Origin of the sequence: Fredinandcohnia onubensis, assembly GCF_002734285.1 — a bacterium.
GTDB classification, from domain to species: domain Bacteria; phylum Bacillota; class Bacilli; order Bacillales; family Bacillaceae_L; genus Ferdinandcohnia; species Ferdinandcohnia onubensis_A.
Window position 1 is genome coordinate 140,072 of sequence record NZ_NSEA01000023.1, and the last position, 25,522, is coordinate 165,593.

General features: G+C 36.5%; 21 protein-coding genes. 1 reads left to right on the forward strand and 20 read right to left on the reverse strand.

All coding sequences use genetic code 11. The annotated features are described in order from the left end of the window. Positions 1-90: 90 nt before the first annotated feature. Positions 91-321 carry a DUF896 domain-containing protein gene (locus CKJ95_RS20370; RefSeq protein WP_099355291.1) on the reverse strand — a complete coding sequence of 77 codons (231 nt, stop codon included), beginning with the start codon at positions 319-321 and terminating at the stop codon, positions 91-93. A 404-nt stretch (positions 322-725) separates the two neighbouring features. Between CKJ95_RS20370 and lexA the strand changes: the two genes are divergently transcribed. Then, the gene (gene lexA, locus CKJ95_RS20375) at positions 726-1,352 is read left to right on the forward strand and encodes a transcriptional repressor LexA (RefSeq protein ID WP_099355292.1); all 627 of its coding nucleotides are present in this window, start codon (positions 726-728) and stop codon (positions 1,350-1,352) included. Positions 1,353-1,437: 85 nt separating this feature from the next. On the opposite strand, the gene glnA is transcribed toward lexA, so the two are convergent. From glnA to recA, 19 genes are all read right to left on the reverse strand, one after another. Next, positions 1,438-2,772 (reverse strand): type I glutamate--ammonia ligase, encoded by a 1,335-nt coding sequence (glnA, locus tag CKJ95_RS20380; RefSeq protein ID WP_099355293.1) that lies wholly within the window; start codon positions 2,770-2,772, stop codon positions 1,438-1,440. Positions 2,773-2,825: 53 nt separating this feature from the next. Then, positions 2,826-3,227: a MerR family transcriptional regulator gene (locus CKJ95_RS20385; RefSeq protein WP_099355294.1), complete on the reverse strand. Its 402-nt coding sequence runs from the start codon at positions 3,225-3,227 to the stop codon at positions 2,826-2,828. A 111-nt stretch (positions 3,228-3,338) separates the two neighbouring features. Then, positions 3,339-4,619, reverse strand: coding sequence for a methionine gamma-lyase family protein (locus tag CKJ95_RS20390; RefSeq protein ID WP_099355295.1), 1,281 nt, complete (start codon positions 4,617-4,619; stop codon positions 3,339-3,341). A gap of 13 nt (positions 4,620-4,632) precedes the next feature. Further along, the gene (hflX, locus tag CKJ95_RS20395) at positions 4,633-5,874 is read right to left on the reverse strand and encodes a GTPase HflX (RefSeq protein WP_099355338.1); all 1,242 of its coding nucleotides are present in this window, start codon (positions 5,872-5,874) and stop codon (positions 4,633-4,635) included. Positions 5,875-6,006: 132 nt separating this feature from the next. Continuing rightward, the gene (gene spoVK, locus CKJ95_RS20400) at positions 6,007-6,954 is read right to left on the reverse strand and encodes a stage V sporulation protein K (RefSeq protein ID WP_257215880.1); all 948 of its coding nucleotides are present in this window, start codon (positions 6,952-6,954) and stop codon (positions 6,007-6,009) included. Positions 6,955-7,359: 405 nt separating this feature from the next. Further along, positions 7,360-7,584, reverse strand: a complete 225-nt coding sequence (hfq, locus tag CKJ95_RS20405; protein ID WP_057999880.1) for an RNA chaperone Hfq — start codon at positions 7,582-7,584, stop codon at positions 7,360-7,362. Between the two features lie 94 nt (positions 7,585-7,678). Continuing rightward, positions 7,679-8,626 (reverse strand): tRNA (adenosine(37)-N6)-dimethylallyltransferase MiaA, encoded by a 948-nt coding sequence (gene miaA / locus CKJ95_RS20410; protein ID WP_099355296.1) that lies wholly within the window; start codon positions 8,624-8,626, stop codon positions 7,679-7,681. Positions 8,627-8,820: 194 nt separating this feature from the next. Continuing rightward, positions 8,821-10,716, reverse strand: a complete 1,896-nt coding sequence (gene mutL, locus CKJ95_RS20415; RefSeq protein ID WP_099355297.1) for a DNA mismatch repair endonuclease MutL — start codon at positions 10,714-10,716, stop codon at positions 8,821-8,823. 56 nt (positions 10,717-10,772) lie between these two features. Continuing rightward, positions 10,773-13,370: a DNA mismatch repair protein MutS gene (gene mutS / locus CKJ95_RS20420; protein ID WP_099355298.1), complete on the reverse strand. Its 2,598-nt coding sequence runs from the start codon at positions 13,368-13,370 to the stop codon at positions 10,773-10,775. A 121-nt stretch (positions 13,371-13,491) separates the two neighbouring features. Next, positions 13,492-14,034, reverse strand: a complete 543-nt coding sequence (locus CKJ95_RS20425) for an outer spore coat protein CotE (RefSeq protein WP_099355299.1) — start codon at positions 14,032-14,034, stop codon at positions 13,492-13,494. Positions 14,035-14,377: 343 nt separating this feature from the next. Next, complete coding sequence (locus CKJ95_RS20430; RefSeq protein WP_099355300.1) at positions 14,378-14,809, reverse strand: RicAFT regulatory complex protein RicA family protein; 432 nt, start codon at positions 14,807-14,809, stop codon at positions 14,378-14,380. 1 nt (position 14,810) lies between these two features. Then, a complete protein-coding gene (miaB, locus tag CKJ95_RS20435; protein ID WP_099355301.1) occupies positions 14,811-16,340 on the reverse strand; it encodes a tRNA (N6-isopentenyl adenosine(37)-C2)-methylthiotransferase MiaB in 1,530 nt (509 codons plus the stop codon). A gap of 302 nt (positions 16,341-16,642) precedes the next feature. Continuing rightward, positions 16,643-17,509, reverse strand: a complete 867-nt coding sequence (locus CKJ95_RS20440) for a 2-oxoacid:ferredoxin oxidoreductase subunit beta (protein ID WP_099355302.1) — start codon at positions 17,507-17,509, stop codon at positions 16,643-16,645. A 1-nt stretch (position 17,510) separates the two neighbouring features. After that, positions 17,511-19,247 carry a 2-oxoacid:acceptor oxidoreductase subunit alpha gene (locus tag CKJ95_RS20445; RefSeq protein ID WP_099355303.1) on the reverse strand — a complete coding sequence of 579 codons (1,737 nt, stop codon included), beginning with the start codon at positions 19,245-19,247 and terminating at the stop codon, positions 17,511-17,513. Positions 19,248-19,570: 323 nt separating this feature from the next. Continuing rightward, the gene (locus CKJ95_RS20450; protein ID WP_099355304.1) at positions 19,571-20,494 is read right to left on the reverse strand and encodes a dipeptidase; all 924 of its coding nucleotides are present in this window, start codon (positions 20,492-20,494) and stop codon (positions 19,571-19,573) included. A gap of 109 nt (positions 20,495-20,603) precedes the next feature. Next, positions 20,604-20,864 (reverse strand): stage V sporulation protein SpoVS, encoded by a 261-nt coding sequence (spoVS, locus tag CKJ95_RS20455; RefSeq protein ID WP_029281188.1) that lies wholly within the window; start codon positions 20,862-20,864, stop codon positions 20,604-20,606. Positions 20,865-21,187: 323 nt separating this feature from the next. Further along, positions 21,188-21,982, reverse strand: coding sequence for a TIGR00282 family metallophosphoesterase (locus CKJ95_RS20460; RefSeq protein WP_099355305.1), 795 nt, complete (start codon positions 21,980-21,982; stop codon positions 21,188-21,190). A gap of 131 nt (positions 21,983-22,113) precedes the next feature. Next, entirely contained in the window at positions 22,114-23,676 is a 1,563-nt protein-coding gene (gene rny / locus CKJ95_RS20465) for a ribonuclease Y (RefSeq protein ID WP_099355306.1), read from the reverse strand. 538 nt (positions 23,677-24,214) lie between these two features. Beyond that, the gene (recA, locus tag CKJ95_RS20470) at positions 24,215-25,255 is read right to left on the reverse strand and encodes a recombinase RecA (RefSeq protein ID WP_099355307.1); all 1,041 of its coding nucleotides are present in this window, start codon (positions 25,253-25,255) and stop codon (positions 24,215-24,217) included. Positions 25,256-25,522: the final 267 nt, after the last annotated feature.

Here is a 25,522-nt window from a genome sequence, read left to right on the forward strand (position 1 = left end):
GTTTCTTATGAACTAACATAGAACAAAGCAGTTCTTTCATTGATAGTATGCACAAAAAAAAAGAATACATAGAAATCTATGTATTCTTTATTAATGTAATCTTTTCCGTTTACTGTCTTTCAGTTTTTCTGGGGTTACATCATTACCCTCAGGGTCAACGACTTTTACAGAATGTAATGTATTAGTCATTGAACTTCTAAAAACACGTAAATACTCTTGTCTAAGCTCTTGTTGTTCTTCTTTTTCTTTATCCGTAAGACCAACTGTCTTCGCTTTTTTTGCAAGGGCATTGATCCGATCAATTTTATCTTTTGCAAGCATAATTTTACTCCTTGTTATTCTTTTCTAAATCATAGTTCATAGTACTAGATGAAAAGATAATTTACAAGTCATCCACATTACGTATTTAGCTTGCACTAATAATAACCATACCCATACTTAATAAAACAAATAGTACATAATAGATAAATCCGCCTTGAAATTTCTTTAACATCTTTATTTCACTCCTACAGAATGTTTGTTCGTATTTTATGTTTTTATTATAAACCGAACATTTGTTTTGTGTCAACGAAAATTCGAACTTATGTTTGTATAATCTAGTAAAACATGCTATACTCAACTTAAGAAATTCGGTATTTGTCGAAATTACTTGGTCACTGAACCGAGAGATTATGAAAAGAAGATTTAGATACATATAAAATATAAATGCAAGGGGATGAGCGAAGATGACAACGAAACTTTCTAAAAGACAGCAGGATATATTGAATTACATAAAACAAGAAGTTAAAGAAAAGGGCTACCCACCTTCCGTAAGAGAAATAGGTGAGGCTGTCGGTTTAGCATCAAGTTCAACAGTACACGGACATTTGTCCAGACTTGAAAGCAAAGGGTTGATTCGAAGAGACCCTACGAAGCCTCGTGCCATTGAGATTTTACAGGTTGATGAAAATGAAACAATTCCAACTGCAAACGTTGTGAATGTTCCGGTCATTGGTAAGGTTACTGCAGGCCAACCAATTACAGCTGTGGAAAATATTGAAGAGTACTTCCCATTACCTGATCGTTTTGCAGCCCATGATGATCAAATCTTTATGCTTGAGATTATGGGTGATAGTATGATTGAAGCGGGAATACTTGACGGAGACTATGTGATTGTCAGACAACAGCATTCAGCGAACAATGGGGATATTGTTGTAGCTATGACTGAGGAAGACGAAGCGACTGTAAAACGTTTCTTTAAAGAAAAAGACCATATCCGCTTGCAACCGGAAAACTCAATGCTCGAACCGATCATCCTGAAAAACGTAGCCATACTAGGAAAAGTCATCGGCGTTTACCGTACAATTCATTAATTTCAAAAGGGAACATTTCTAAATGAAATGTTCCCTTTTTATTAGCAAAAAACCCTTAACACAAAATGTGTTAAGGGTTAATTTATTAATACATTGTCATATACTGCTCTCTCTCCCATGGATGAACCTGGGTACGGAACATGTCCCATTCAATCTCTTTTGCTTCAATGAAGTGTTCGAACAGATGTCCGCCTAATGCTTTGATTAGCACTTCATCCTGCTTTAACATATCTAATGCAAGAGATAAAGTTGGTGGTAAATCCACAATGCCAGCTTCATTACGCTCTTCTTTATTCATTACATAGATATTTCTGTCAACAGGTGCTGGTGGTGTCAACTTGTTCTTGATACCATCTAATCCTGCAGCTAATAATACAGCCATTGCCATATAAGGGTTTGCTGCTGGGTCAACTGAACGCACCTCAACACGTGTGCTTAAACCACGTGAAGCCGGGATACGAACAAGTGGACTTCTATTTTGAGCTGACCAAGCCACATAACAAGGTGCTTCATAACCAGGTACTAATCGTTTATATGAGTTTACAGTTGGATTCGTAACAGCTGTAAAATTAGGAGCATGTTTTAAAATACCCGCGATGAAATGTCTTGCATTATCACTTAATTGTAGATCCGCATTTGGATCAAAGAATGCATTTTCCCCACCTTTGAATAATGATAGATTACAGTGCATTCCTGAACCCGCTACTCCAAATAATGGTTTTGGCATAAAGGTTGCATGTAAACCATGTTTACGAGCAATTGTTTTTACAACAAGCTTAAAGGTCTGAATTTCATCACATGCTGTTAAAGCATCTTCGTATTTAAAATCAATTTCGTGTTGTCCAGGTGCAACTTCATGGTGAGAAGCTTCAATTTCAAATCCCATTTCCTCAAGCTCTAACACGATATCACGGCGACAGTTTTCACCAAGGTCTGTTGGAGCTAAGTCAAAGTAACCACCATTATCGTTAAGTTCAAGTGTTGGTTCACCTTTTTCATTTAACTTAAATAAGAAAAATTCTGGTTCAGGGCCGAGATTGAAATCCGTAAATCCTAGTTCTTCCATTTCTTTCAAGACTCTCTTTAAATTGTTACGAGGGTCCCCTTCAAATGGAGTACCATCCGCATTATGAATATCACAAATTAAACGAGCAACCTTCCCTTTTTCCGCAGTCCATGGGAAAACTACCCATGTATTTAAATCAGGAAATAGGTACATATCTGATTCTTCGATACGAACGAAGCCTTCAATTGAAGAGCCATCAAACATCATTTTGTTGCTCAATGCTTTTTCTAATTGACTTACAGGAATTTCAACGTTTTTGATTGTTCCGAGAATATCTGTGAATTGTAAGCGAATAAATTTTACATTCTCTTCATTTGCTAAACGAAAAATATCATCTTTCGTATATTTGGACATTGTGTTTCCTCCCCAACCCTAGTTGTAAGTATAGTTTTGTAATCTATATGCTATTAATGAAAAAATCTCGACATATCATTATGATGCGGACCTGATTGCTTTTTAAATCTTCCAGCTTGTAACAATTCATTCCTTAAAAGTTTTCTCAGCTCAGAATTAGATATTTCCTGCTTAACAGGCTCAACAGGTTTTTCTTCCGGAACTTGCCCGGAATTTCGGACTGCGAATATTTGTTTAATTCCTGCCAAATTGACTTTTTGTTCGATCAAGCTCTTTATTTCAAGTAATCGATCAACGTCATTAAATGAATATAATCTTCGATTTGTTTCAGTTCTTGCTGGAGAAATCAAACCATTTTCCTCATAATAGCGAATTTGCCTTGCAGATAATTCAGTTAATTGCATGACAATTCCAATCGGAAAGAGTGGCATGGAACGTCGAATTTCGTCACTCATATGGGATCCTCCTTTTCGCAATGAATAAGTTAATATTATATGATGTTAGATTATCTGTCAACACCATGTCAGAAAACATAACATAGAAATATATATAAAAAAAAGAGGAAATTAATCCTCAGTTTTTATTGAAATTAGTTGTTTAGTAAGTAAATGGTTAAGCGCAAGGCAAATGGCAATTTTCACATGAGAATAGGTAAGTCCACCTTGTACATATGCAACGTATGGAGGACGTGTTGGACCATCCGCTGTTAATTCAATGCTTGCACCTTGAATAAACGTTCCTGCTGCCATGATCACATCATCCTCATACCCTGGCATATAACTTGGATATGGCGTTACATGTGAGTTTATTGGCGATGCATATTGGATTGCTTGACAGAAGGCAACCATCATGTCTTTGTTATCAAATTGAACAGATTGAATTAAATCTGTCCTTTCACAATCCCAGCTTGGCTCTGTTTTTAAACCGATTTTTTCTAATATCGCAGCTGTAAATACGGCTCCTTTTAATGCTTGTCCAACAATATGAGGTGCAAGGAATAATCCCTGATACATTTCCTGTAGCGAATAAAGAGATGCCCCTGCCTCCGCACCAATGCCAGGCGACGTCATTCGATAAGAGCAAGCTTCAACAAGTTCTTTTTTCCCTACTAAATATCCGCCCGTTTTTGCAAGTCCGCCTCCTGGGTTTTTAATAAGCGAGCCAGCAATTAAATCAGCTCCAACATGACATGGCTCTTGTAATTCAACGAATTCACCATAACAATTATCAACGAAAACAACAACATCAGACTTGATTTCTTTGACGAACCGGACCATTTCTTTTATTTCCGCAATCGTAAAGGAAGGCCTTGTTGCATATCCTTTTGAACGCTGAATTCCAATCATTTTTGTATTTTCATGAATGGCATTTTTTATTGCTTCAAAATCAGGTCTTCCTTCAGGTGTAAGATCGACTGTATTATAGCCGATATGAAACTCCTTTAAGGACCCATTTCCTGTACCTCTAATGCCTACAATTTCTTCTAATGTATCATATGGATTTCCTGTAATATAAAGCAATTCATCATTCGGTCGTAACACTCCAAATAACGCAATTGAAATAGCATGCGTCCCCGAAATGATTTGTGGACGTACAAGTGCGGCTTCACCCCCAAAAATATGGGCGTACACCGCTTCCAATGTATCTCGTCCAATATCATCATAGCCATAACCCGTGGAGGGAATGAAATGAGAATCACTTACTCGATTTTCTTGAAAGCTTTTTAATACTCGAAATTGATTATAATCGATATTCTTATCAATCTTCGTATGTACCTCATTAATTTGTTTTTCGGTTTCTTCAACTAATTTCGAAATTAGTTGACCATAATCTAATTCTGTAAACATGATGTTTTCCCCTTTATGAATGAAAATCGTCTAGTTGAACATTCAATGAGTGACTAGGAAAAATAAAACCTGTGCAATCGTATTTTTCCGCTTCTTCATTGTAACGGAGTTCTTTCAAAATCGTTTCTTGTTTTAAATGTGCTAATAGTCTACCTTCCGAGCTAGGTAACGAAACCTTGTATTCTTTCATCTCCTCAATCATTGAATCCTCTACCCTTGTTTTAATCACCAGTAAATCATTTTCATCAAATGCACTGACTAAAATGGATTTAGATGTTGACGAAGGAACAAAATCAGGGTGAATTTTATCTTTTTTATTATATATAGTCAAAATCGGAATTGATTCAACGCCTAGTTCATCTAAAAGCTTTATGACCGTTTTTTCATGATTAAAATAATCAGGATTTGAAGAATCAACCACATGAACAATTAAATCCGCTTCTTTTACCTCTTCTAAAGTAGAGCGAAACGCAGCTATTAGCGAAGTAGGCAAATCTTGAATAAATCCTACTGTATCCGTTAATAGTGTAGTTAATCCACAAGGAAGAATCATTTTACGAGTCATTGGGTCAAGTGTCGCAAACAATAAATTTTCTTCAAATGAATCTGCCTCAGTTAGTCTATTAAATAATGTCGATTTCCCCGCATTCGTATAACCTACCAACGCTATTTGATATGTATTATTTTTCTTTCTTCGTTCGCGATAGCGCTCCCTGTGCTGTACAATTACTGATAATTGATTTTTGATATCATCAATCCGCTTATGGATATGTCTTCTATCGGTCTCAAGTTTTGTTTCCCCCGGACCTCTCGTCCCAATTCCACCACCGAGTCTTGATAATTCAATCCCCTTACCCGTTAATCGGGGTAATAGATACTGGAGCTGGGCTAACTCTACCTGTAATTTTCCTTCTTTTGAATTTGCTCTTGAAGCAAAGATGTCCAGAATCAGCTGGGTTCGATCAATCACTCTGGCTTGTAGACTAGAAGATAGATTCCTTACCTGGCTTGGGGATAACTCATCATTAAAAATGATTACATCAGGTTCTAGTTCTTCTTCAAGATGCACTAACTCTTCCACTTTTCCTTTTCCAATGTATGTAGCTGGATGGACTTTTGCACGCTTTTGCGTAACAGTCATCATAACTTGGCCCTTGGCAGTTTTAGTTAATGACTGTAATTCTTCGAGCGAATATTCAAACCGACTTTCGTCTTCGTTTTGAATGTGGCAGCCTACAAGTATCGCTTTTTCCATATCTTTCTTTTGTTCATTTACCAATCAATTTACCTACTTTCATGGAAGGTGATTTTCTTACGTTATCATATCAAATTTATTGAAACTATACCAATTTGAAATAAATAAACCGCCTAGTAATAGGCGGCACGTTTATTCTTTGAAAATCAAATCCTGTGTTCTAATTGTCTGAAGGTCCTGTTTACTATACGTATCGTCGATTAATAATCTCATTGCTTGACTTCGAATTGATTTTTCGATGATATTCCGAACATAACGCCCATTACTAAATTTTCCGGGGTAAGAATCCATTTTAACAGCGAGTAAATGCTCACGTAATTTTCTTTCTGCCTCCGGACTGAATACATATTCACGTTCCACCATCATTTTTGCTGAAATTTCCATTAATTGTTCAACCGTATAATCCGGAAAATCAATAACAAGTGGAAAACGAGAGTATAATCCTGGATTTAAAGATAAGAAATGCTCCATTTCTTTTGAGTATCCCGCTAAAATCAAAACAAATTCGTGCTGCTTATCTTCCATATGTTTTACCAACGTATCGATAGCTTCTTTACCAAAGTCCTTTTCTCCACCTCTAGCTAGGGAATACGCCTCATCAATGAATAAAATGCCACCAATTGCCTTTTTAATTAAATCTCTTGTCTTTTGTGCGGTATGACCAATATATTCCCCGACCAGATCGGCTCTTTCTGCTTCAATGAGATGCCCTTTTGATAGGACGTTCATTTGCAGAAATAATTTCCCTAATAAGCGAGCAACAGTTGTCTTACCTGTTCCAGGATTCCCTTTAAACATCATGTGTAATGCTTGTTTTCCTACCTTTAAACCCTGTTCTTCTCTTTTTTTATTAATATAAATCCAGGCATAGATTTCCTTTACCATTTTCTTCATTTCATCCATACCAACAAGAGCGCTCATTTCTTCCTCTATTTCTTTTAGAGCTGTATGTTTTGTCTGGACTTTCGTTGAAATGGCTTCTTTAGATGTCGAGTGTAATACTTTTAACTTCTTTTTCTCTCCATTTAAAACGACATTTATTTGTCCATTGTTCTTCATTGTAATGGGTTGTTGGTCCAAGAGCTCTCACCTCTCATTTCAGTACATTATACGTTGTTGGGTTAATTTCGTGACAAAAGCCCAAGGAAAAAACAAAAGTGTAAGCGCCTTGTTCAGCCCCGACAAGCATAAGACGATTTAGAATAGAAGGCGCTCTTTGCCTTCAATTCTAAAGTGGCTTATGACCTCGCGGGGCTAGGCGCTGGAACTGGACGTAAATTGTTAGACTTTTCCTTTTCCCTTTTTATTTCTACAATTTTCTCACTTTTATTACAAAAGACTCTTGCTTTTTGTCAAAGATTGCGCTTTCCCGGAAAATATTCCATAACACTATAAGTATATGAGCCAATTTACAAATCTTGAAGAAAAATTAGACAAGATGAAAAAAACAACCTTACTTTTACAAGTAAGGTTGTTTTTCGGATATTATTCAAGCTCAAGTTTAATGTTTTTTTGTGGAGCGAAAGTAGAGATTGCGTGCTTATAAATAAGCTGCTGCTTGCCTTCAGTTTCTAATAGAACTGTAAAGTTATCAAAGCCTTTCACTAATCCTCGTAATTGGTATCCATTTAATAAGAATACAGTTACAAATGTCCCATCCTTACGTAGTGTGTTTAAAATTTGGTCTTGGATATTGATTGCTTGTTTCATGAAATGTCCTCCTCTTGAATCTTCGGCGCAATATGCCGAAACTGTCATTGCCCAATTTTGGACAATCGAATACATCTTATTATTATCTATTCTCTTAAATTCCTAGCTTTCCTGCTATATATTTATAAATTTCATTAAATTTTTCTTCAAACTCATTATTTGCTGACATATCAAACCATTTTACATCCATTTTATTTCGAAACCATGTTAATTGTCGCTTTGCATATCTGCGAGTATTTTGTTTTAGTTGTTGGATTGCTTCTTCTAGGGATGATGACCCATCTAAATAACTATAAAGTTCTTTATATCCAATTGCTTGGATGGATTGGCAATCTCGTAAACCTTGCGAACGGAATGATGAAACCTCTTCAAGCAGTCCTGACTCTATCATCAAGTCAACTCTATGGTTAATACGATCATACAATTTCTCTCGTTCCATTGTTAATCCAATTAGGGAAACATCATAGATAAGTTCATGTTTTTGCCCCTCCAAATATTCGGTCATTGTTTTCCCGGTTGTTTTATAAATCTCTAGGGCTCGAATGACTCTTCTTACATTGTTAGGGTGTATTCGTACTGCGCTGTCCGGGTCTATTTCTTTAAGTTCCCGATAAAGAGGTTCAACTCCCCTTTCAGCAACTTTTTGTTCAAGTATATTCCGATACTCGGGATTTGAGGCATCTTCTGTAAATTGATAATCATATAATACAGATTGTATATAAAGCCCTGTACCCCCAACAATCATCGGTAATTTACCACGATTATGTATTTCCGTAATTAACTTTCTAACAACCTCTTGAAACTCCGCTACCGAAAAACTCTCATGTGGTTCCTTAATATCGATGAGATGGTGTGGTATCCCTTCCATTTCATCTCTTGTGATTTTGGCAGTACCGATATCCATCCCTTTATAAATTTGCATGGAATCTCCACTTATAATTTCGGCATTAAGCTTTTTAGCAAGCTCTATACTTAGTTTCGTTTTTCCAACTGCGGTTGGACCAATTAGAACGACAAGCTTTTCTTTTTTCAATTCTTCCAATCAATCACTACCTTTACCTCAATTCATACTATTATCGTAACATAGATAATAAGACGAATACTAAATTATTATAACCAAATTGACTTAGAAAATAACAATTTTCTTAAACCTTTTCAATAGTTACCTACTACTTTTGTCTTATAAAGCGAAAACTCGCCCATTTAGCGAGTTTTCCGCCATTTTATATAGTATATTTACATGACTCGTTTGAACATTTTTTCCATTTCATAGGTCGAATGGTGTATGATGATTGGTCGACCGTGCGGGCATGTAAACGGATCACTTGTTTTACGGAGCGTTTCAAGTAATGCAAATATTTCATCGTTGCGTAAATGATGATTCGCTTTTATAGAAGCTTTACAGCTCATCATAATCGCAGCTGCTTCTCTCAATTTCTTAATATCTATCTTCTTATCATTAAGCACTTGTTCGATAATTTCCTCAATAACTTCCTTTTCATCACCTTTTGGAAACCATTGTGGGTGTGAGCGTACAATGTAACTGTTATGGCCAAATGGTTCTAGGAAGATTCCAACCTGTTCTAAATCTTGCTTATGCGCATTTATGTTGATACATTCATCAGTTGAATATTCCAATGTAATCGGAAGAAGTAGTTCCTGAAGATCAGAAATATTTTCTCCGACCCGTTCTTTGAAATATTCATATTTAATTCGCTCCTGAGCAGCATGCTGATCGATTATATATAAACCATTCTCATTTTGAGCAAGAATATATGTTCCATGCATTTGACCGATTGGATACATAACTGGTACCCGTTCAGCTTCGTTTATTTTTATTTCAGTACTTTCAAAATCGGTCTCTTCATTCTCATCCAAGGTAACAGTAGTTGTGAAGTCACTTTCTTCAATTACCAGTTTTTCCCTTTCCTGTGCTCTTTCTTCATAAATCGATGGAATTACCTGAGTTTGTGTTTCAATTTTAGGTTCTTCTTTCCTCGAATCCAGTTGAATTGTCTCTACAAATTTAGGGACAAATGGTTGCTGTTCTCGTGGTTCTGCTTTTATCGAATGCTGAAATACAAATTGTTGCTGCTCCGATTTTTGAACTTCTTTCTTCTTCGGATTTATAGCATCCGGAATTAGTTGTTTATGTTTAAAAACATCCTTAATTCCTTGATCAATTAATTGATTAAGTTCTTGTTCTTTACTAATTCTAACCTCTAGTTTTGCTGGATGGACATTCACATCAACTAACAATGGGTCCATCTTAATATCGAGCAAGACAATCGGAAATCTTCCAATCGGTAACAGGGTATGGTAGCCTTGCTGAATAGCCTTAACTAGTGGATAATTTCTTATATATCTACCATTAATAATGGTTGATATATAGTTTCTCGATGCCCTTGTAACTTCAGGCATGGATATAAAGCCTTCTACATTAAAGTCTAATGATTGCAAATGAATAGGCACCGTTTGCTTTGCAATTCCTGGACCATAGATTGCAGCAAGTACTTGTCTAACATCTCCATTGCCACTTGTATATAAAAGTCGTTTTCCATTATGCAATAACCGAAAGGAAACTTCCGGGTGAGCAAGAGCAATCCGGTTCACAGCATCCGTAATATTGCCAAGCTCTGTATGAACGGTTTTTAAATATTTTAAGCGAGCTGGAGTATTAAAAAAGAGATTAGAAACCGTGATGTCAGTTCCTTTACGACTATTTGTTGCCTTTTTCTCTACAAACTGACCACCTTTTATGAGAATATGGGTACCTGAATTGTCTCCTGTACTTGTCTTCATCTCAAGTTCAGAGACAGAGGCAATACTAGGTAGCGCCTCACCTCTGAACCCTAATGTCCGAATTCGAAATAAATCATTTTCGTCCTTTATTTTACTTGTTGCATGACGATGAAAGGCATTCACACAGTCTTCACTATCCATGCCGTCACCATTGTCAATAATTCGTATTTTGGAAAGGCCTGCTTCTTCTATTTCAATTTCGATAACAGTACTGTTTGCGTCAATGGCATTCTCAACTAATTCCTTCACAACTGAGGCAGGCCTTTCAACTACTTCCCCTGCTGCTATTTTATTTGAAAGAAGGTCATCTAGTAGAACGATTTTCCCCATGCCTTCACCTCATTTTCTATATCATGGATGTTCAAAAATTCATTGAATCTTCTTTTTTATCCTTTTAATTGTTTTTGAATTTCGTATAACTTATTGATGGCCTCTAATGGTGTTAGTCCTAAAATATCCATATCTTTGATAGATTTCAAGACGTCCTTTTCCTTAGAAGACACATGCTTTTCTTCTTTCTGATAAGACGTCTTCGTTTCCCCAAAAAATGAAAGCTGTAGATTGTCTGTAAGGTCCTTTGATTCTTCCTTAGTTACAGCTATTTCTTTTTCACCTTGCTCAAGATGATTTAATATTTCTTTTGCTCGTTCAATTAAGTTTTCAGGGAGCTCAGCAAGTTTTGCTACATGGATCCCATAGCTTTTATCTGCTGCCCCTTCTTTAATTTTATGAAGGAAGACTACATTATCATTTTCCTCTATCGCACTTACATGAACATTTACTAAATTTTCTAGCCCGACTTCTAAATCGGTGAGCTCATGATAATGCGTAGAGAACAATGTGTGTGCTCCGATATTTTGGTGAATATATTCAATAATAGCTTGTGCAAGCGCCATTCCGTCATAAGTAGATGTCCCACGTCCAATTTCATCAAATAATAATAAGCTTTTCGATGTTGCGTTGACAATGGCATTTTTTGCTTCAAGCATTTCTACCATAAAAGTACTTTGTCCAGAGATTAAATCATCTGCGGCACCAATACGAGTAAATACTTGATCATATATCGGTAAAATTGCCTCGCTTGCTGGAACGAAACAACCAATTTGTGCCAAGATTGAGGTAAGTGCAATCTGTCTCATATACGTACTCTTACCAGACATATTTGGTCCCGTAATAAGAAGCAATGACCGTCCTTGCTCCAGCACACAATCATTTGGAACATATTCCTGTGCCTGCATTACTTTTTCAACAACCGGATGACGGCCATCTTTAATATAGAGCTTGTCCTCAGAAAAATGAGGCATACAATAATGGCGTTCTTCACTAATCGTTGCAAAGCATTGCAGCACATCAAGCTCACTAATGACCTTTGCTAAAGTCTGAAGTCTTGGGATATAGCTCTTAACTTGTTCGCGAATATCAACAAAAAGATCATATTCTAATTGGACAATCTTTTCCTCTGCTTCAAGAATTAATGTTTCTTTTTCTTTAAGTTCAGGGGTGATAAAACGTTCCGCATTAGTTAGAGTTTGTTTTCTTTCATACAGACCCTCGGGTAAGTACTGTAAATTCGACTTTGTCACTTCGATATAATATCCAAAGACACGGTTATATCCAATCTTTAAAGACTTTATTCCCGTTTTCTCTCGTTCCTGTTTTTCTAACGACGCAATCCATGTTTTACCATTTCGACTTGCATCTCGATATTGGTCAAGAGCGGCATTGTAGCCATCTTTAATAATGTCTCCTTCTTTGATGGACATCGGAGGTGATTCCTTAATGGAACGTTTAAGAAGGTCGGTTAATGATTCACAAAGGTCCATTTGCTTACTAAGATTGTCCGCATATGGATGTTTCAACTGTGTTATAAGTTGATAAATTCCAGGAGCCTGCTCAAGTGACTTTTTGAGTTGTAAAAGGTCTCTTGCATTTACATTTCCGTAAGCTACACGTCCCGCCAGTCGTTCAAGGTCATATACTTCCTTCAATAGATCCCTTAATTCTAATCTTTCAAAATAGTTATCAATAAAGGTTTGAACCATGTTAAGCCGGGCTTCAATTTCATGTTTATTTAATAACGGTCTGTCAATCCAGTGTTTTAACAGACGCCCTCCCATTGCAGTAACTGTTTGGTCTAGAAGCCAAAGTAATGAACCCTTTTTCCCTTTATTACGAATCGTTTCAGTAAGTTCAAGATTACGTTTTGAATATAGATCAATTTTCATGAATTGATTCGTATAAAAAATACGTACCTGTTGAAGGTGATCTAGTGAACGCTTTTGCGTTTTTATTAAATAATTTAATAATCTTCCAAAGGTAAGGATCAATTTCTCGTCCTCAAGCCCCTCGGTAAGCTGTTGTAAATGTTCAGCAACGGTGCAATTATCTTCATACGAAATCGTCACCTGGCACCGTTCTATCATTGCTTTTTTATATTTATCGTCAAACTCAGTTGAAACAACAACCTCTTTTACACCATTCGCATAAATTTCTCCGATAACCTCTTCAAACTGAGTAGACAATAATGAGACCCAGTTTTCACCTGTTGTTAAGTCAGTTAATGCAAATCCGAAAGAATCGTCTGAAAAGCTTGAAACAGTTGCTAGAAAATTATTTTCTTTATCTAGTAGGTTTTTACCATCCATCACAGTTCCAGGTGTAATTAATTGGATGACTTCTCGTTTTACGACACCTTTTGCCTGTTTTGGATCTTCAGTTTGCTCACAAATCGCAACTTTATATCCTTGATTCACTAATTGTTCAATATATCCTGCAGCTGAGTGATAAGGAACCCCGCACATCGGGATTTTTTCTTCGACACCACCATCTCTAGCCGTTAACGTTATTTCTAAAATTTGTGATGCATTAATGGCATCATCAAAGAACATTTCGTAAAAATCACCTAGTCTAAAAAATAAAAAGGCATCCTGATAATCTGCCTTAATCGTTAAATATTGCTTTATCATCGGCGTATACTCTGCCATTTAAAAATCCCCCAACACTTTAATTCTTCCAATATTATAACATAACTTAAAAAAGGAAAGGGCAGGACTTGTCTTCCATTAAATGAAAAAAAACTAGGAAGTCATGCCTCCTAGTTTCCAATTATTCTTCTAAATCGCCAACTAAGAAGTCAGGATTTAAATCCTCGAATTCTTCGTCGTCTACATCCCAATCCTTATCATCATGATAGCATCCATCTGGATTCACATGTACGCAAACCTTTGTTTCTCCAATAATCTCTGCAAGTAATTCTCTTTCAACCTCAACGAGAATTTTGTTGCCGTTTGGAGATATCGTACACTCTAGGCAGTTTGGCTGTTGTAACACATCAACAATCACGTCACAGTCATCATCTAGGAAATTCTCGTCTCTATACTTTAGCTTGATGTAGTCTGTGTATGAAAGTGTTTCAGTAACAACCTCAGTTTTTGTATTGTTGCCATAAGAATACCACACGTTGACATCAAATTTTCCATATACTACTATTTTGTTGCCTTCCTTCTTTGCTTCATACTTGTGGTTAATGATCCAGCATCCCAAAATGCTTGATGGGTGGTGAGGTGGAGAAATGGTAAAAGTAGACTGTGAAAACTTGCGTCCTTTACCTACAACAGCTTTAGTGATAATCTCTCTGTATTCAGACATTCGAACAAACCCTCCTCAATCAATCTTCAATTCATCCTATGCGGGACATTTGACTAGTGTGCTAAAGACTGATTTCTTTTTAAAAACTTTTTGCAATTCCTTCGATGCTTTTCTGATGAGTACACCGAAAAAAGTTGAATAAAAAATCAAAGTAAGTACTAAAAAAATGCATTGTCGTTCTCTTTATACTTCACCTTACGATTACCGTATAGTTCATTGTATGCGGGTTCGCCCATTTATGTACCTTTTTTTAAAAGCCGTACAAGCAAAAAATAAAACCTAATGAGAGACATGCTCTACAAATAAAAAAAGACAAAAGCTTAACGCTTTTGTCTTAGATTATTTAGTGGCAGCCACAGCCGCTATTGTTATTCACTTTTGAACCAGTTTCTCCCGCTAACAAATCTCCACCAGTAGATGTAATAATCTCATTTGTTACATTGTTAGAAATGGTATGTGCCACAAGCTGTAAAAGATCATTCACTTCAAGTTGTGAATTCTTAAATTCTTCTACAACCGGAATGCTGTCTAGTTCTGCTTGAAGATTATCAATCTTATCTTCAACTTGCTTTAATGCCTCAGACTTTCCATAATGCTGAAAATTGACAGCTTGTTTTTGTAAGCTTTTAATGGTTTCAATAATTTCTTGAACTTTTTTGTTCTGGTTTATTTGTGCTTCTGCACGCTTAAAAAAGTCAACTTCTTGTGTTTCTGCAATCATTTTTGCTAGTTCTGTTGCGCGTTCAACGATTTGTTCTTTTGTAAATTGTGCCATTTTAGTTCACCTCTACCGCTTCTTCGATCATTTCTCCATCTAGAGTCCAGGTCTTCGCTTGGATAATTTTCACTTTTACAATCTTACCAATTGCAGACTTTGGACCTTTGAAGTTAACCAATTTATTTTTACTTGTGTATCCAGCAAGTACTTCTGGATTGTTTTTGCTTTCACCTTCAACAAGAACTTCTACAGTTTGCCCTTTGTATGCAAGGTTTTTCTGTGCAGAAATTTCATTAACAAGTGCGTTTAGACGTTGAAGTCTTTCCTTTTTAACTTCCATTGGAATATTATCTTCCATTTTGGCAGCTGGAGTTCCTTCACGTGGTGAATATATGAAGGTATAGGCTGAATCGAATTCTACTTCTCTATATAAGGAAAGTGTCTCTTCGAATTGTTCATCCGTTTCATTTGGGAAACCAACAATAATATCAGTTGTAAATGAAGCATTCGGAATTTGTTCTTTCATTTTGCGAACTAGCTCTAAATATGTTTCTCTTGTGTATTTACGTGACATTAATTTTAATACTTGTGAACTCCCAGATTGAACTGGAAGATGAATGTGCTCCATAAGATTTCCACCTTTAGCGAGCACTGAAATTAAATGATCATCGAAATCACGTGGGTGACTTGTTGTGAAACGAATACGTGGGATATCTATCTTACGTAACTCGTCCATTAAGTCTCCTAAACCATATTTAATATCTTCAAAATCTTTACCATACGCATTTACGTTTTGGCCAAGTAAGGTAATCTCTTGATAGCCTTGTCTTGCTAAGTGACGTACTTCTTCAATGATATCTTCTGGGCGACGGCTACGTTCCTTACCACGAGTATATGGAACGATACAGTACGTACAGAATTTATCACATCCGTACATAATGTTTACCCAACCCTTGATATTTCCTTTACGTACTTTTGGAAGGTTTTCAATAATGTCCCCTTCCTTAGACCAAACCTCAACAACCATCTCTTTGCTGAACATTGCTTCTTTAACAATATAAGGAAGGCGATGAATATTATGAGTACCGAAAATCATATCAACGAATTGATGTTTTTCAAGGATTTTATTCACAACTGATTCCTCTTGGGACATACATCCACAAACACCAATTAAAAGATTAGGATTTTCAAGTTTTAAAGGTTTTAAATGACCGATTTCACCAAATACTTTGTTTTCAGCGTTTTCACGGATCGCACATGTATTTAGTAATATGATGTCGGCATCCTTCGTATTTTCAGTTGGCTCATAGCCCATTTCCATAAAAATACCAGCCATTATTTCCGTATCATGTTCATTCATTTGACAACCATACGTACGGATTAAAAAGCGTTTTCCTTTTCCTGCATCCTTCATATCCTCAGGAATCGAAAATTCTTTTAAGTAATTTACTTGCTCTTTACCACGCTTCTTCGCATCTTTTAATGAAGGTGGTTGGTAAACGGATTGAAAATACTTGCTGTAATCCTTTTCGGATTTTTTGTCCGCAGGTTTTACTTGAGTACTTTCAAGACGTTGTTTTTCGTTCATGTTGTATCTCCTTTCTTTATCGAAAAACTACATTTTCAAAAAATAAAATTCCATTTTACTAGTATAAGGTTTAACAAGTATTAATACAATAAAACCGTATAAATGTAGAAAAATGTACAATTTTAGCAGCTTTAAGTAATTTATTCTACTAACAGATACACATGCCTATTTTATCATTCAACAATTAACGAGTAAAGATATAAAGAATTGTGAAAGACTAGTGTAGTCATAAGTCCGATTTTGACTGAAACTATATTAAAAACCCTACTAAGAGATTAGTTCTTAGTAGGGTTTGGTTTATATTACATAAATTCTGAAACTAGTTTATTAAACTTTTCTTCATCTAAATTCAAGTCTGCATGTACAAGCGGCGCTTCACCATATCCGTGAACAAGTTCTTGATAGGAAGGCTTTTCTGTATTTTGATAGATAAGCCCAGTAACAAGACTGTTATGCTTCATTAACGTTTGCATAGCTACTGATCGGTCTGAAGGGTCATATCCCTCAACATCACCTAATTTTGTTAGGTTTTCTTTAAACCAGTCATAAGTATTGACTTTATTATAAGTTACACATGGGCTAAATACATTGATTAAAGAAAAACCTTTGTGCTTGATTCCAGCCTCGATTAGTGCTGTTAAATCTTTAAGGTCCGTTGAGAAGCTTTGTGCAACAAAAGTAGCACCAGCTGTTAATGCCATTTCCATGACAGAAAGTGCAGACTCAATGGAGCCTTTTGGAGTACTCTTTGTTTTAAAGCCCATTTCACTTCTTGGAGAAGTTTGACCTTTTGTTAGACCATAGATTTGGTTATCCATAACAATGTATGTGATGTCTATATTACGACGAATTGCATGGATTGTATGGCTCATCCCAATTGCATATCCGTCACCGTCACCACCAGAAGCTATAACAGTTAAATCACGGTTTGCCATTTTTACGCCTTGAGCAATTGGTAAAGACCGTCCATGAATCCCGTGTAATCCATAAGCATTGATATATCCAGAAATACGTCCAGAACATCCTATCCCTGAAATCACAGCTAGCTGTTCAGGCTCAAGTCCAACATTTGCAGAAGCACGTTGAATCGCTGCTTGTACGGAGAAGTCTCCACAACCTGGACACCAGTTAGGTTTTACATTATTCCGAAAATCTTTAAATGTTGCCATATTAGAACAACTCCTTACATTTTGTGTGAACTTCATGAGGTAGGAATGGATTACCGTCATACTTTAAGAAGTTAGTAATCTTGTCTGCATGTCCTACATTCATCTTCATAATGTTTGCGAGCTGACCAGTAGCATTATTTTCAACCACTAATACTTTCTTAGCTGATTGAATTAACGGCAAAATTTCTTCAGTTGGGAAAGGATGGATTAAACGAACTTGAGCATGATTCACTTTAATACCATCATTTTCAAGACGAGTCATCGCTTCTTCAATCGCACCACGAGTTGAGTTAAAACCTACAACTAATAGGTCCGCCTCTTCATGTTTACCGTTTTTATGAACAGGTGTATTGAAACGGATGTTTTTAGTCTTTTTAAGTCGTTTTTCCATTTGATCCTTACGGTTGCTTGCAGCCTCAGATGGCTTACCTTGTTCGTTATGTTCAACACCAGTTACATGGTGGATTCCATTCTTTACACCAGGTACTACACGTGGTGAAATTCCACTCTCGGTAACTTCATAGCGTTTGAAGTATTCTTTATTCTCTAATTCTGGTAATTCGTCATCAAGAAGTAGATTACCACGTCTGATTTCTATTTTTGAATAATCAAGTGGTTCAACAGTTTGCTTACCTAATGAAAGTTGTAAATCTGTTAGGAAAATAACCGGACACTGATATTCTTCTGCTAGGTTAAATGCTTCAATAATGTCATAGAATGCTTCCTGAACAGTACTTGGAGCCATAACAATCTTAGGTATTTCACCATGTGTACCATAGATCATTGCCATTAAGTCAGATTGCTCTTGCTTAGTTGGAAGACCCGTACTTGGACCTCCACGTTGTGTATCAATAATAACAAGCGGAGTTTCAGTAATACCTGATAACCCGATTGATTCCATCATTAACGATAATCCTGGTCCAGCAGAAGCAGTAAATGCACGAACACCTGCGTAGTTAGAACCAATCGCCATTGTACATGCAGCAATTTCATCTTCTGTTTGGATAACTGTTCCACCAAACTCAGGTAACTTGCTAATTAAGTATTCCATGATTTCAGAGGCTGGTGTAATTGGATATGCAGGCATAAATCTTGCTCCACCCGCTAGAGCACCCAGAGCGATAGCATCATTTCCAATCATGAACATGCGTTGCTTGCCGTCTGCTTTTTCTAACTTCATTATTACATCTTCACTAAGTAGATCATTTAGGAATTCTGCACCGGCTTTAATTGCTTCCATATTTTTCTCTACAACTTGCTGTCCCTTACGTCCAAAGATTTCATCAACCACATTTAGGTACACATTTAAATCAAGATCTAATAATGAGCTAGTAGCTCCAATTGCGACCATATTTTTCATTAGGGACGTGCCAAGATCAGTCGCAATTTCAGTAAAAGGAACAGAATACAGATGAACATTAGTATTTTCAGGAATGGATGGGCCGAATTTAGCATCTGCCAATACTACCCCACCATCGCGTAACTCATGAAAATTAAAATCAATAGTTTCTTGGTCAAAAGCTACTAAAATATCAAGATCATCAGATATAGCACGAACTTGAGTTGTACTCACACGAATTTTGTTATTTGTATGTCCACCTTTAATACGTGATGAAAAGTGGCGATAACCGTATAAATAGTAACCTAAACGATTCAGAGCGATGGAAAAGATTTCCCCCGTACTCTCAATTCCTTCCCCTTGTTGTCCGCCAACTTTCCACGAAAGTTGATTGATCATGACTTACACCCCTTTGGAATACGTTATATATAAGTTTTTTATTAATTATTAAGCATAGCACCTTCCAACTGAGTTGTATTGAATGTATTATGTAAATTCTATTGAATGAAAATGGAACATTTCTTACAACGAATTAGAAAAAAATTCCAATTACGAAGTGTAAAATGCTATCCAAATCTATACTGTTGGATATGTACTAAACGCTTTCAATTCTAGACCTATCAACGAAAAAAAGCAACCCTTAGCAAGTAAATTATGGTGAAAAATGCATATTTTTTTATTTTTCAATCAATTTCATATTAAACCGATATAAAATGATTATTTTATACTGGTAAATTCGCTACAAAATTTTGATACAAAAATTTTTTCACTTGGATTTCAGAGTAATATTTAAGTAATTTATTTACAAGTCCTTCATATCCTGAAAAGTTTTCAAGTCCAATAGTTGTCTCTGTTATTCCATCAAAATCAGACCCAAATCCAACATGATTTTCTCCGCCTAATGAACAAATATAATCAAGATGCTTGATTACATCGTCAATAGTTGCTGTTTCTCGATTGCTTAAAAATTGGGGGACAAACGTAACTCCAATCATACCGTTCTTTTTAATTAATGCTAGAATCTGTTCATCCAGTAAATTACGACGGTGATTGCAAATTGCCATGGCATTTGAATGAGATGCAATCGGATAATCTGCAACTTCCATGACATCCCAAAATCCTTTAATCGATAGATGTGATACATCTGTCCATATCGACGCCTTATTGTGCTCTTTTACAACCTCTATACCAAAGCTTGATAACCCCGCTCCACGTGGTTCACCCACGCCATCTGCGACAAAATTGGCATAATTCCATGTTAATCCAACAGAGGATACTCCTAGCCTTATTAATGTCTGTAACTTTACGATACTCTGATCAATTGCATCGCAGCCTTCCAAAGTTAAAAAAGCACCTATTTCATCCTCTTTTAAAGCTAAAATATCTTCTTTTGTCCTTACCACCTTTAATAACGGAGAAGGCGCAACTACTTTATTATAAAAAATTTCTACCATCTCTAATGCCACTTCAAATCGACTTTCTGGTTTTACTTCTTCTGGGATATAGATCGCAAAACTTTGCACCTTGCTGCCAGATGCTTTTAATCGATCATAGTTAATATGTAATTTTGATGAATTTGCAAAATCAATAGTAGGGTCCATCCACATTTTATATAAAACATCAGAATGGGCATCGAAAATTTTCACACAAACCAGCTCCTTTTCCTTTTATTTTACACAAAAATACCTGTCTGTCACATTCGACAAACAGGCCACTTATCCACTACTTAACCACTTTATATAAAAGTACATAGTATTATCGTGGTTCAATGATTAATTTTATAGCGGTTCTTTCTTCACCATCAATTAGAATATCAGTAAACGCTGGAATACAAATTAGGTCCACTCCACTCGGGGCTACAAATCCTCTAGCTATCGCTACTGCTTTCACTGCCTGATTCAATGCACCAGCACCAATCGCTTGGATTTCTGCAGCTCCTCTCTCACGTAAAACACCCGCAAGTGCCCCTGCTACAGAGTTAGGATTAGATTTTGCTGAAACTTTTAATATTTCCATTTCTACTTTCCTCCTTGTTCTTTACAATGTTCCATGAGTGACAGGTAGAACCATACAAATGAATCACCACCGCTAAATTTGCGATTTAGTTTTATATACTCTCTTAAATTTTAAAATAATCGCAAACCCTTCCAGAGGCTATCTTTATTCAACCAGGGATTACCCGAGTCTGAATTGAATAACGAATAATGATCCCATAACTACTATATTCACTAGAAACTACCAGTATTCCTGCTTGTTTCTAATCTTTTTCTAAAAATTCAAAAACTTAGTAAAAACAAGAAAAAACCAAGGTATCTCAATGATACCTTGGTCAGAAATTACTAATCAAAGAATGGATGATCATCATTAATAAGAAGTCGTTGAATACCTTTTGCAGTCCCACTTTTAGGGTCTACATCAATAAGTACTCCATTTAATTGAGTTCTTCCTTCAACAACCTCAAAACGAACAGGTAAAGCCGTTTTAAATTTATGAATCACTGCTTCTTTATCCATCCCTAGTATTCCATCATACGGGCCTGTCATTCCAACATCTGTTATAAATGCAGTACCTTTTGGCAATACACGGTTATCAGCGGTTTGAACATGTGTGTGTGTGCCAACAACTGCTGTTACCCGTCCATCAAGGTACCAGCCCATAGCGATTTTTTCACTTGTAGCTTCCGCATGAAAGTCTACAAAAATAATGGAGGTTCTCTTATGTGCTTCCTCAATCAACTCATCGCACTTTTTAAATGGATCATCAATAGCGGGAAGAAATGTGCGTCCTTGCAAATTAATAATCGCAACTTCCTGTCCATTTGCCTTACTATACATGATCCCCTGACCGGGTGTTCCTTCAGGGAAGTTCGCAGGTCGTACCATGTTTTTAGCTGTATCAATAAACTCAAAAATATCTTTATTGTCCCATGTATGATTCCCTAATGTAATGGCTTGGGCACCATTCTCTAAAAATTGATTATATATTTTCTTTGTTATTCCCCTACCAGACGCTGCATTTTCTCCATTAATAATCGTTAGTGCTGGATGGAATTTTGCCTTAAGTTTCGGGAGATATTCGCGAATCATATCTCTTCCTGGTGAGCCAACGACATCACCAATAAATAAAATCTTCATGTAAAAGCCCCTTTCACTATAAAGTGAAGCACAAAAATAAAAAAATCTCAACGTCCCGCGTGATATTTATGAAAAAATTCAACAAGTACATGTTAAGTAAAACAAAAAAAGTGGTCAAAAATCGACCACTTTTATTTTGCGTATTCAACTGCTCTTGTTTCACGAATTACAGTAACCTTGATATGACCCGGATAATCCAACTCTTCTTCGATTCGTTTACGGATGTCACGAGCTAATCGATGTGCATTTAAGTCATCAATTGCATCAGGTTTTACGATAATTCTAACTTCACGTCCTGCTTGAATTGCAAAGGATTTTTCAACGCCTTCATACGACTCTGAAATTTCCTCAAGCTTTTCTAAACGGCGGATATAGTTTTCAAGTGTCTCACTTCGTGCACCTGGTCTTGCTGCAGATAAAGCATCGGCTGCTGCAACCAATACAGCTATAATTGATGTTGGTTCTGTATCACCATGGTGGGAAGCAATACTATTAATTACAACTGGATGCTCTTTATATTTCGTGGCGAGTTCTACACCGATTTCAACGTGACTACCTTCCACTTCATGGTCAATCGCTTTACCAATATCATGTAGTAGTCCAGCACGTCGAGCCAATGTTTCATCTTCACCTAACTCAGCAGCCATTAAGCCTGCTAAGAACGATACTTCCATTGAGTGTTTTAAGACATTTTGGCCATAGCTTGTACGATACTTCAAGCGACCTAAAATCTTAATTAAATCCGGATGGAGACCATGAACACCAACCTCAAAGGTTGTTTGTTCACCCACTTCACGAATATATTCGTCTACCTCACGTCTTGATTTGTCTACCATTTCTTCAATACGTGCAGGGTGAATACGTCCGTCTTGAACAAGTTTTTCAAGTGCGATTCTCGCTGTTTCACGTCGAATTGGGTCAAAGCCAGATAAAATAACTGCCTCTGGTGTATCATCGATGATAAGGTCAATACCCGTTAATGTTTCAAGTGTACGGATATTTCGTCCTTCTCTTCCGATAATACGTCCCTTCATCTCATCATTAGGCAAGTTAACTACAGATACTGTAGTTTCTGCAACATGATCAGCGGCACATCTTTGAATAGCAAGAGAAAGTACTTCTTTTGCTTTTTTATCAGATTCTTCCTTTGCACGATTTTCTGCTTCTTTAACCATCATAGCTATATCATGGGAAAGCTCGTTTTCAATACGTTCAAGGATGATTTGCTTTGCTTCTTCACGTGTTAAGCTAGAGATACGCTCAAGTTCGGCTTGTTGCTTGTGTACCATCTCTTCCACTTTGCTTTCCATCTCTTCAATATGCTGTTGTCTTTGAGCGAGAGAATCCTCTTTCTTTTCTAGTATGGATTCACGTTTATCTAATGTTTCATCCTTACGATCAAGGTTCTCTTCTTTCTGCAATAAACGATTTTCTTGTTTTTGTAGTTCGTTTCTTCGATCACGGATTTCCTTTTCTGCCTCTGTACGAAGTTTGTGAATTTCATCCTTTGCCTCTAACAGTGCTTCCTTCTTTAATGAATCTGCTTCTCTATTCGCATCTTCAATAATTTGTTCGGCAACACTTTTTGCACCAGCAATTTTAGTTTCGGCAATAGACTTACGAACATAAAAGCCAACAATCGCACCGACGATCAGGCCAACCAAAGCGGAGATGATTATAGAAATGGGATCCATCTTCTTCACCTCCTCTTGCTATAAACTTTTTCTTGCTAGATCAAAATGTCGGCATGTACATAATCAAATGCGCCTTGGCGAATTTGCGCCCAGATTTTTTCGAGCAGGCTCGAAAAACTTCCATTGAAAATCTGTGGCATCCGCCGGAGGCTTAGCTTTATCAGCAGGGTTTAAAAGCCTGTTGATAAAGTTAGATAATATACAGCACAAAGGCTTTTTAAGCTAATCAGATTCTTAGGTTACGACCGAAAGCAGCTCAGACTACTCCGGGTCTGAATAGCAAAAGCTCAAACCGAGTTTTGCTTCTAACGTTTTAATTCTAACAAAATGTAAAATATACATTTTAATTGTAAATCTGTGAATTTTTATTGTCAAGGCCTGTCAGAAATAGTATTACATGAAAATGGAAATTTTATTGATTAATCATGTGTTTATAAAGGGTTTTGGAAGGAAATGAGGTTTTTCTATCGTGTTGAAAAAAGTAAGTTAATGGGGAAAATAAAGAAGAGACACATTAGCTGTGCCTCGACTTTGATGATTAGTCTTGTAAATCAAACTCTTCCTGTTCCTCATCAGCTGGTGCTACTTTAACACCGTCAAGCCCATAATGATTTCTAATTTGCTGAAGGATTTCATTACGAACATCAGGGTTTTCTTTTAAGAATTGTTTTGCATTTTCGCGACCCTGACCAACTCTTTCTTCATTATAAGAATACCAAGAGCCACTCTTTTGGACGATATCAAGTTCCGAACCGATATCAATGATTTCGCCCTCAATTGAAATTCCTTCTCCGTACATAATGTCTACTTCAGCTGTTTTAAATGGTGGTGCTACTTTATTTTTAACAACCTTCACTTTTGTTCTATTACCAACAAGTTCATTGCCTTGTTTTAATTGTTCCGCACGCCGAACCTCTAGTCTTACAGAAGAATAGAATTTAAGCGCACGTCCACCTGGAGTTGTTTCTGGGTTTCCAAACATAACCCCAATTTTTTCACGGACCTGGTTAATGAAAATTGCAATTGTATTTGATTTATTAATTGCACCTGAAAGCTTACGTAATGCTTGTGACATTAAGCGGGCTTGTAGACCCATATGGGAATCTCCCATTTCACCTTCAATTTCTGCTTTTGGAACAAGGGCTGCAACAGAGTCAACTACTAAAATATCGACTGCCCCACTACGTACTAATGCTTCAGCTATTTCTAATGCTTGTTCACCAGTGTCAGGCTGCGATAATAATAGTTCATCAATGTTTACACCTAATTTTTGTGCATATGCTGGATCAAGCGCATGTTCCGCATCAATAAACGCTGCTTGTCCACCAGTTTTTTGTACTTCAGCAATTGCATGAAGTGCTACAGTTGTTTTACCAGAGCTTTCTGGTCCATATATTTCAATTATCCGTCCTCTTGGATATCCTCCAACACCTAATGCTACGTCTACTGCTAGTGAACCACTTGATATAGTGGAAATTCTACGATCAGTTTGTTCTCCAAGCTTCATGATTGAGCCCTTACCAAACTGTTTCTCTATCTGCTTCAATGCCATTTCTAAGGCCGCTTGACGATCACTCACTATATTTCCTCCTTTATTCGTGAAACTATTATTACTATACAATGTTTTGTTCGATTTGCCAAGCAAAAAGTCGAACATTTATTCGCTTATTTTTATTAATAGTTTTTTCCCTTAAATCCAATTTTTGATAGTCCAAAATCATATTTTCAAAGAGATAGAGACCACCAAATTTGCATTTCAGCTCTTCAAAAATAGTAAAGAGATGATAAAAAATGACGTAAGCAGACACACTTACGTCATTTTATAAATATTTTCCAACTTATTCGT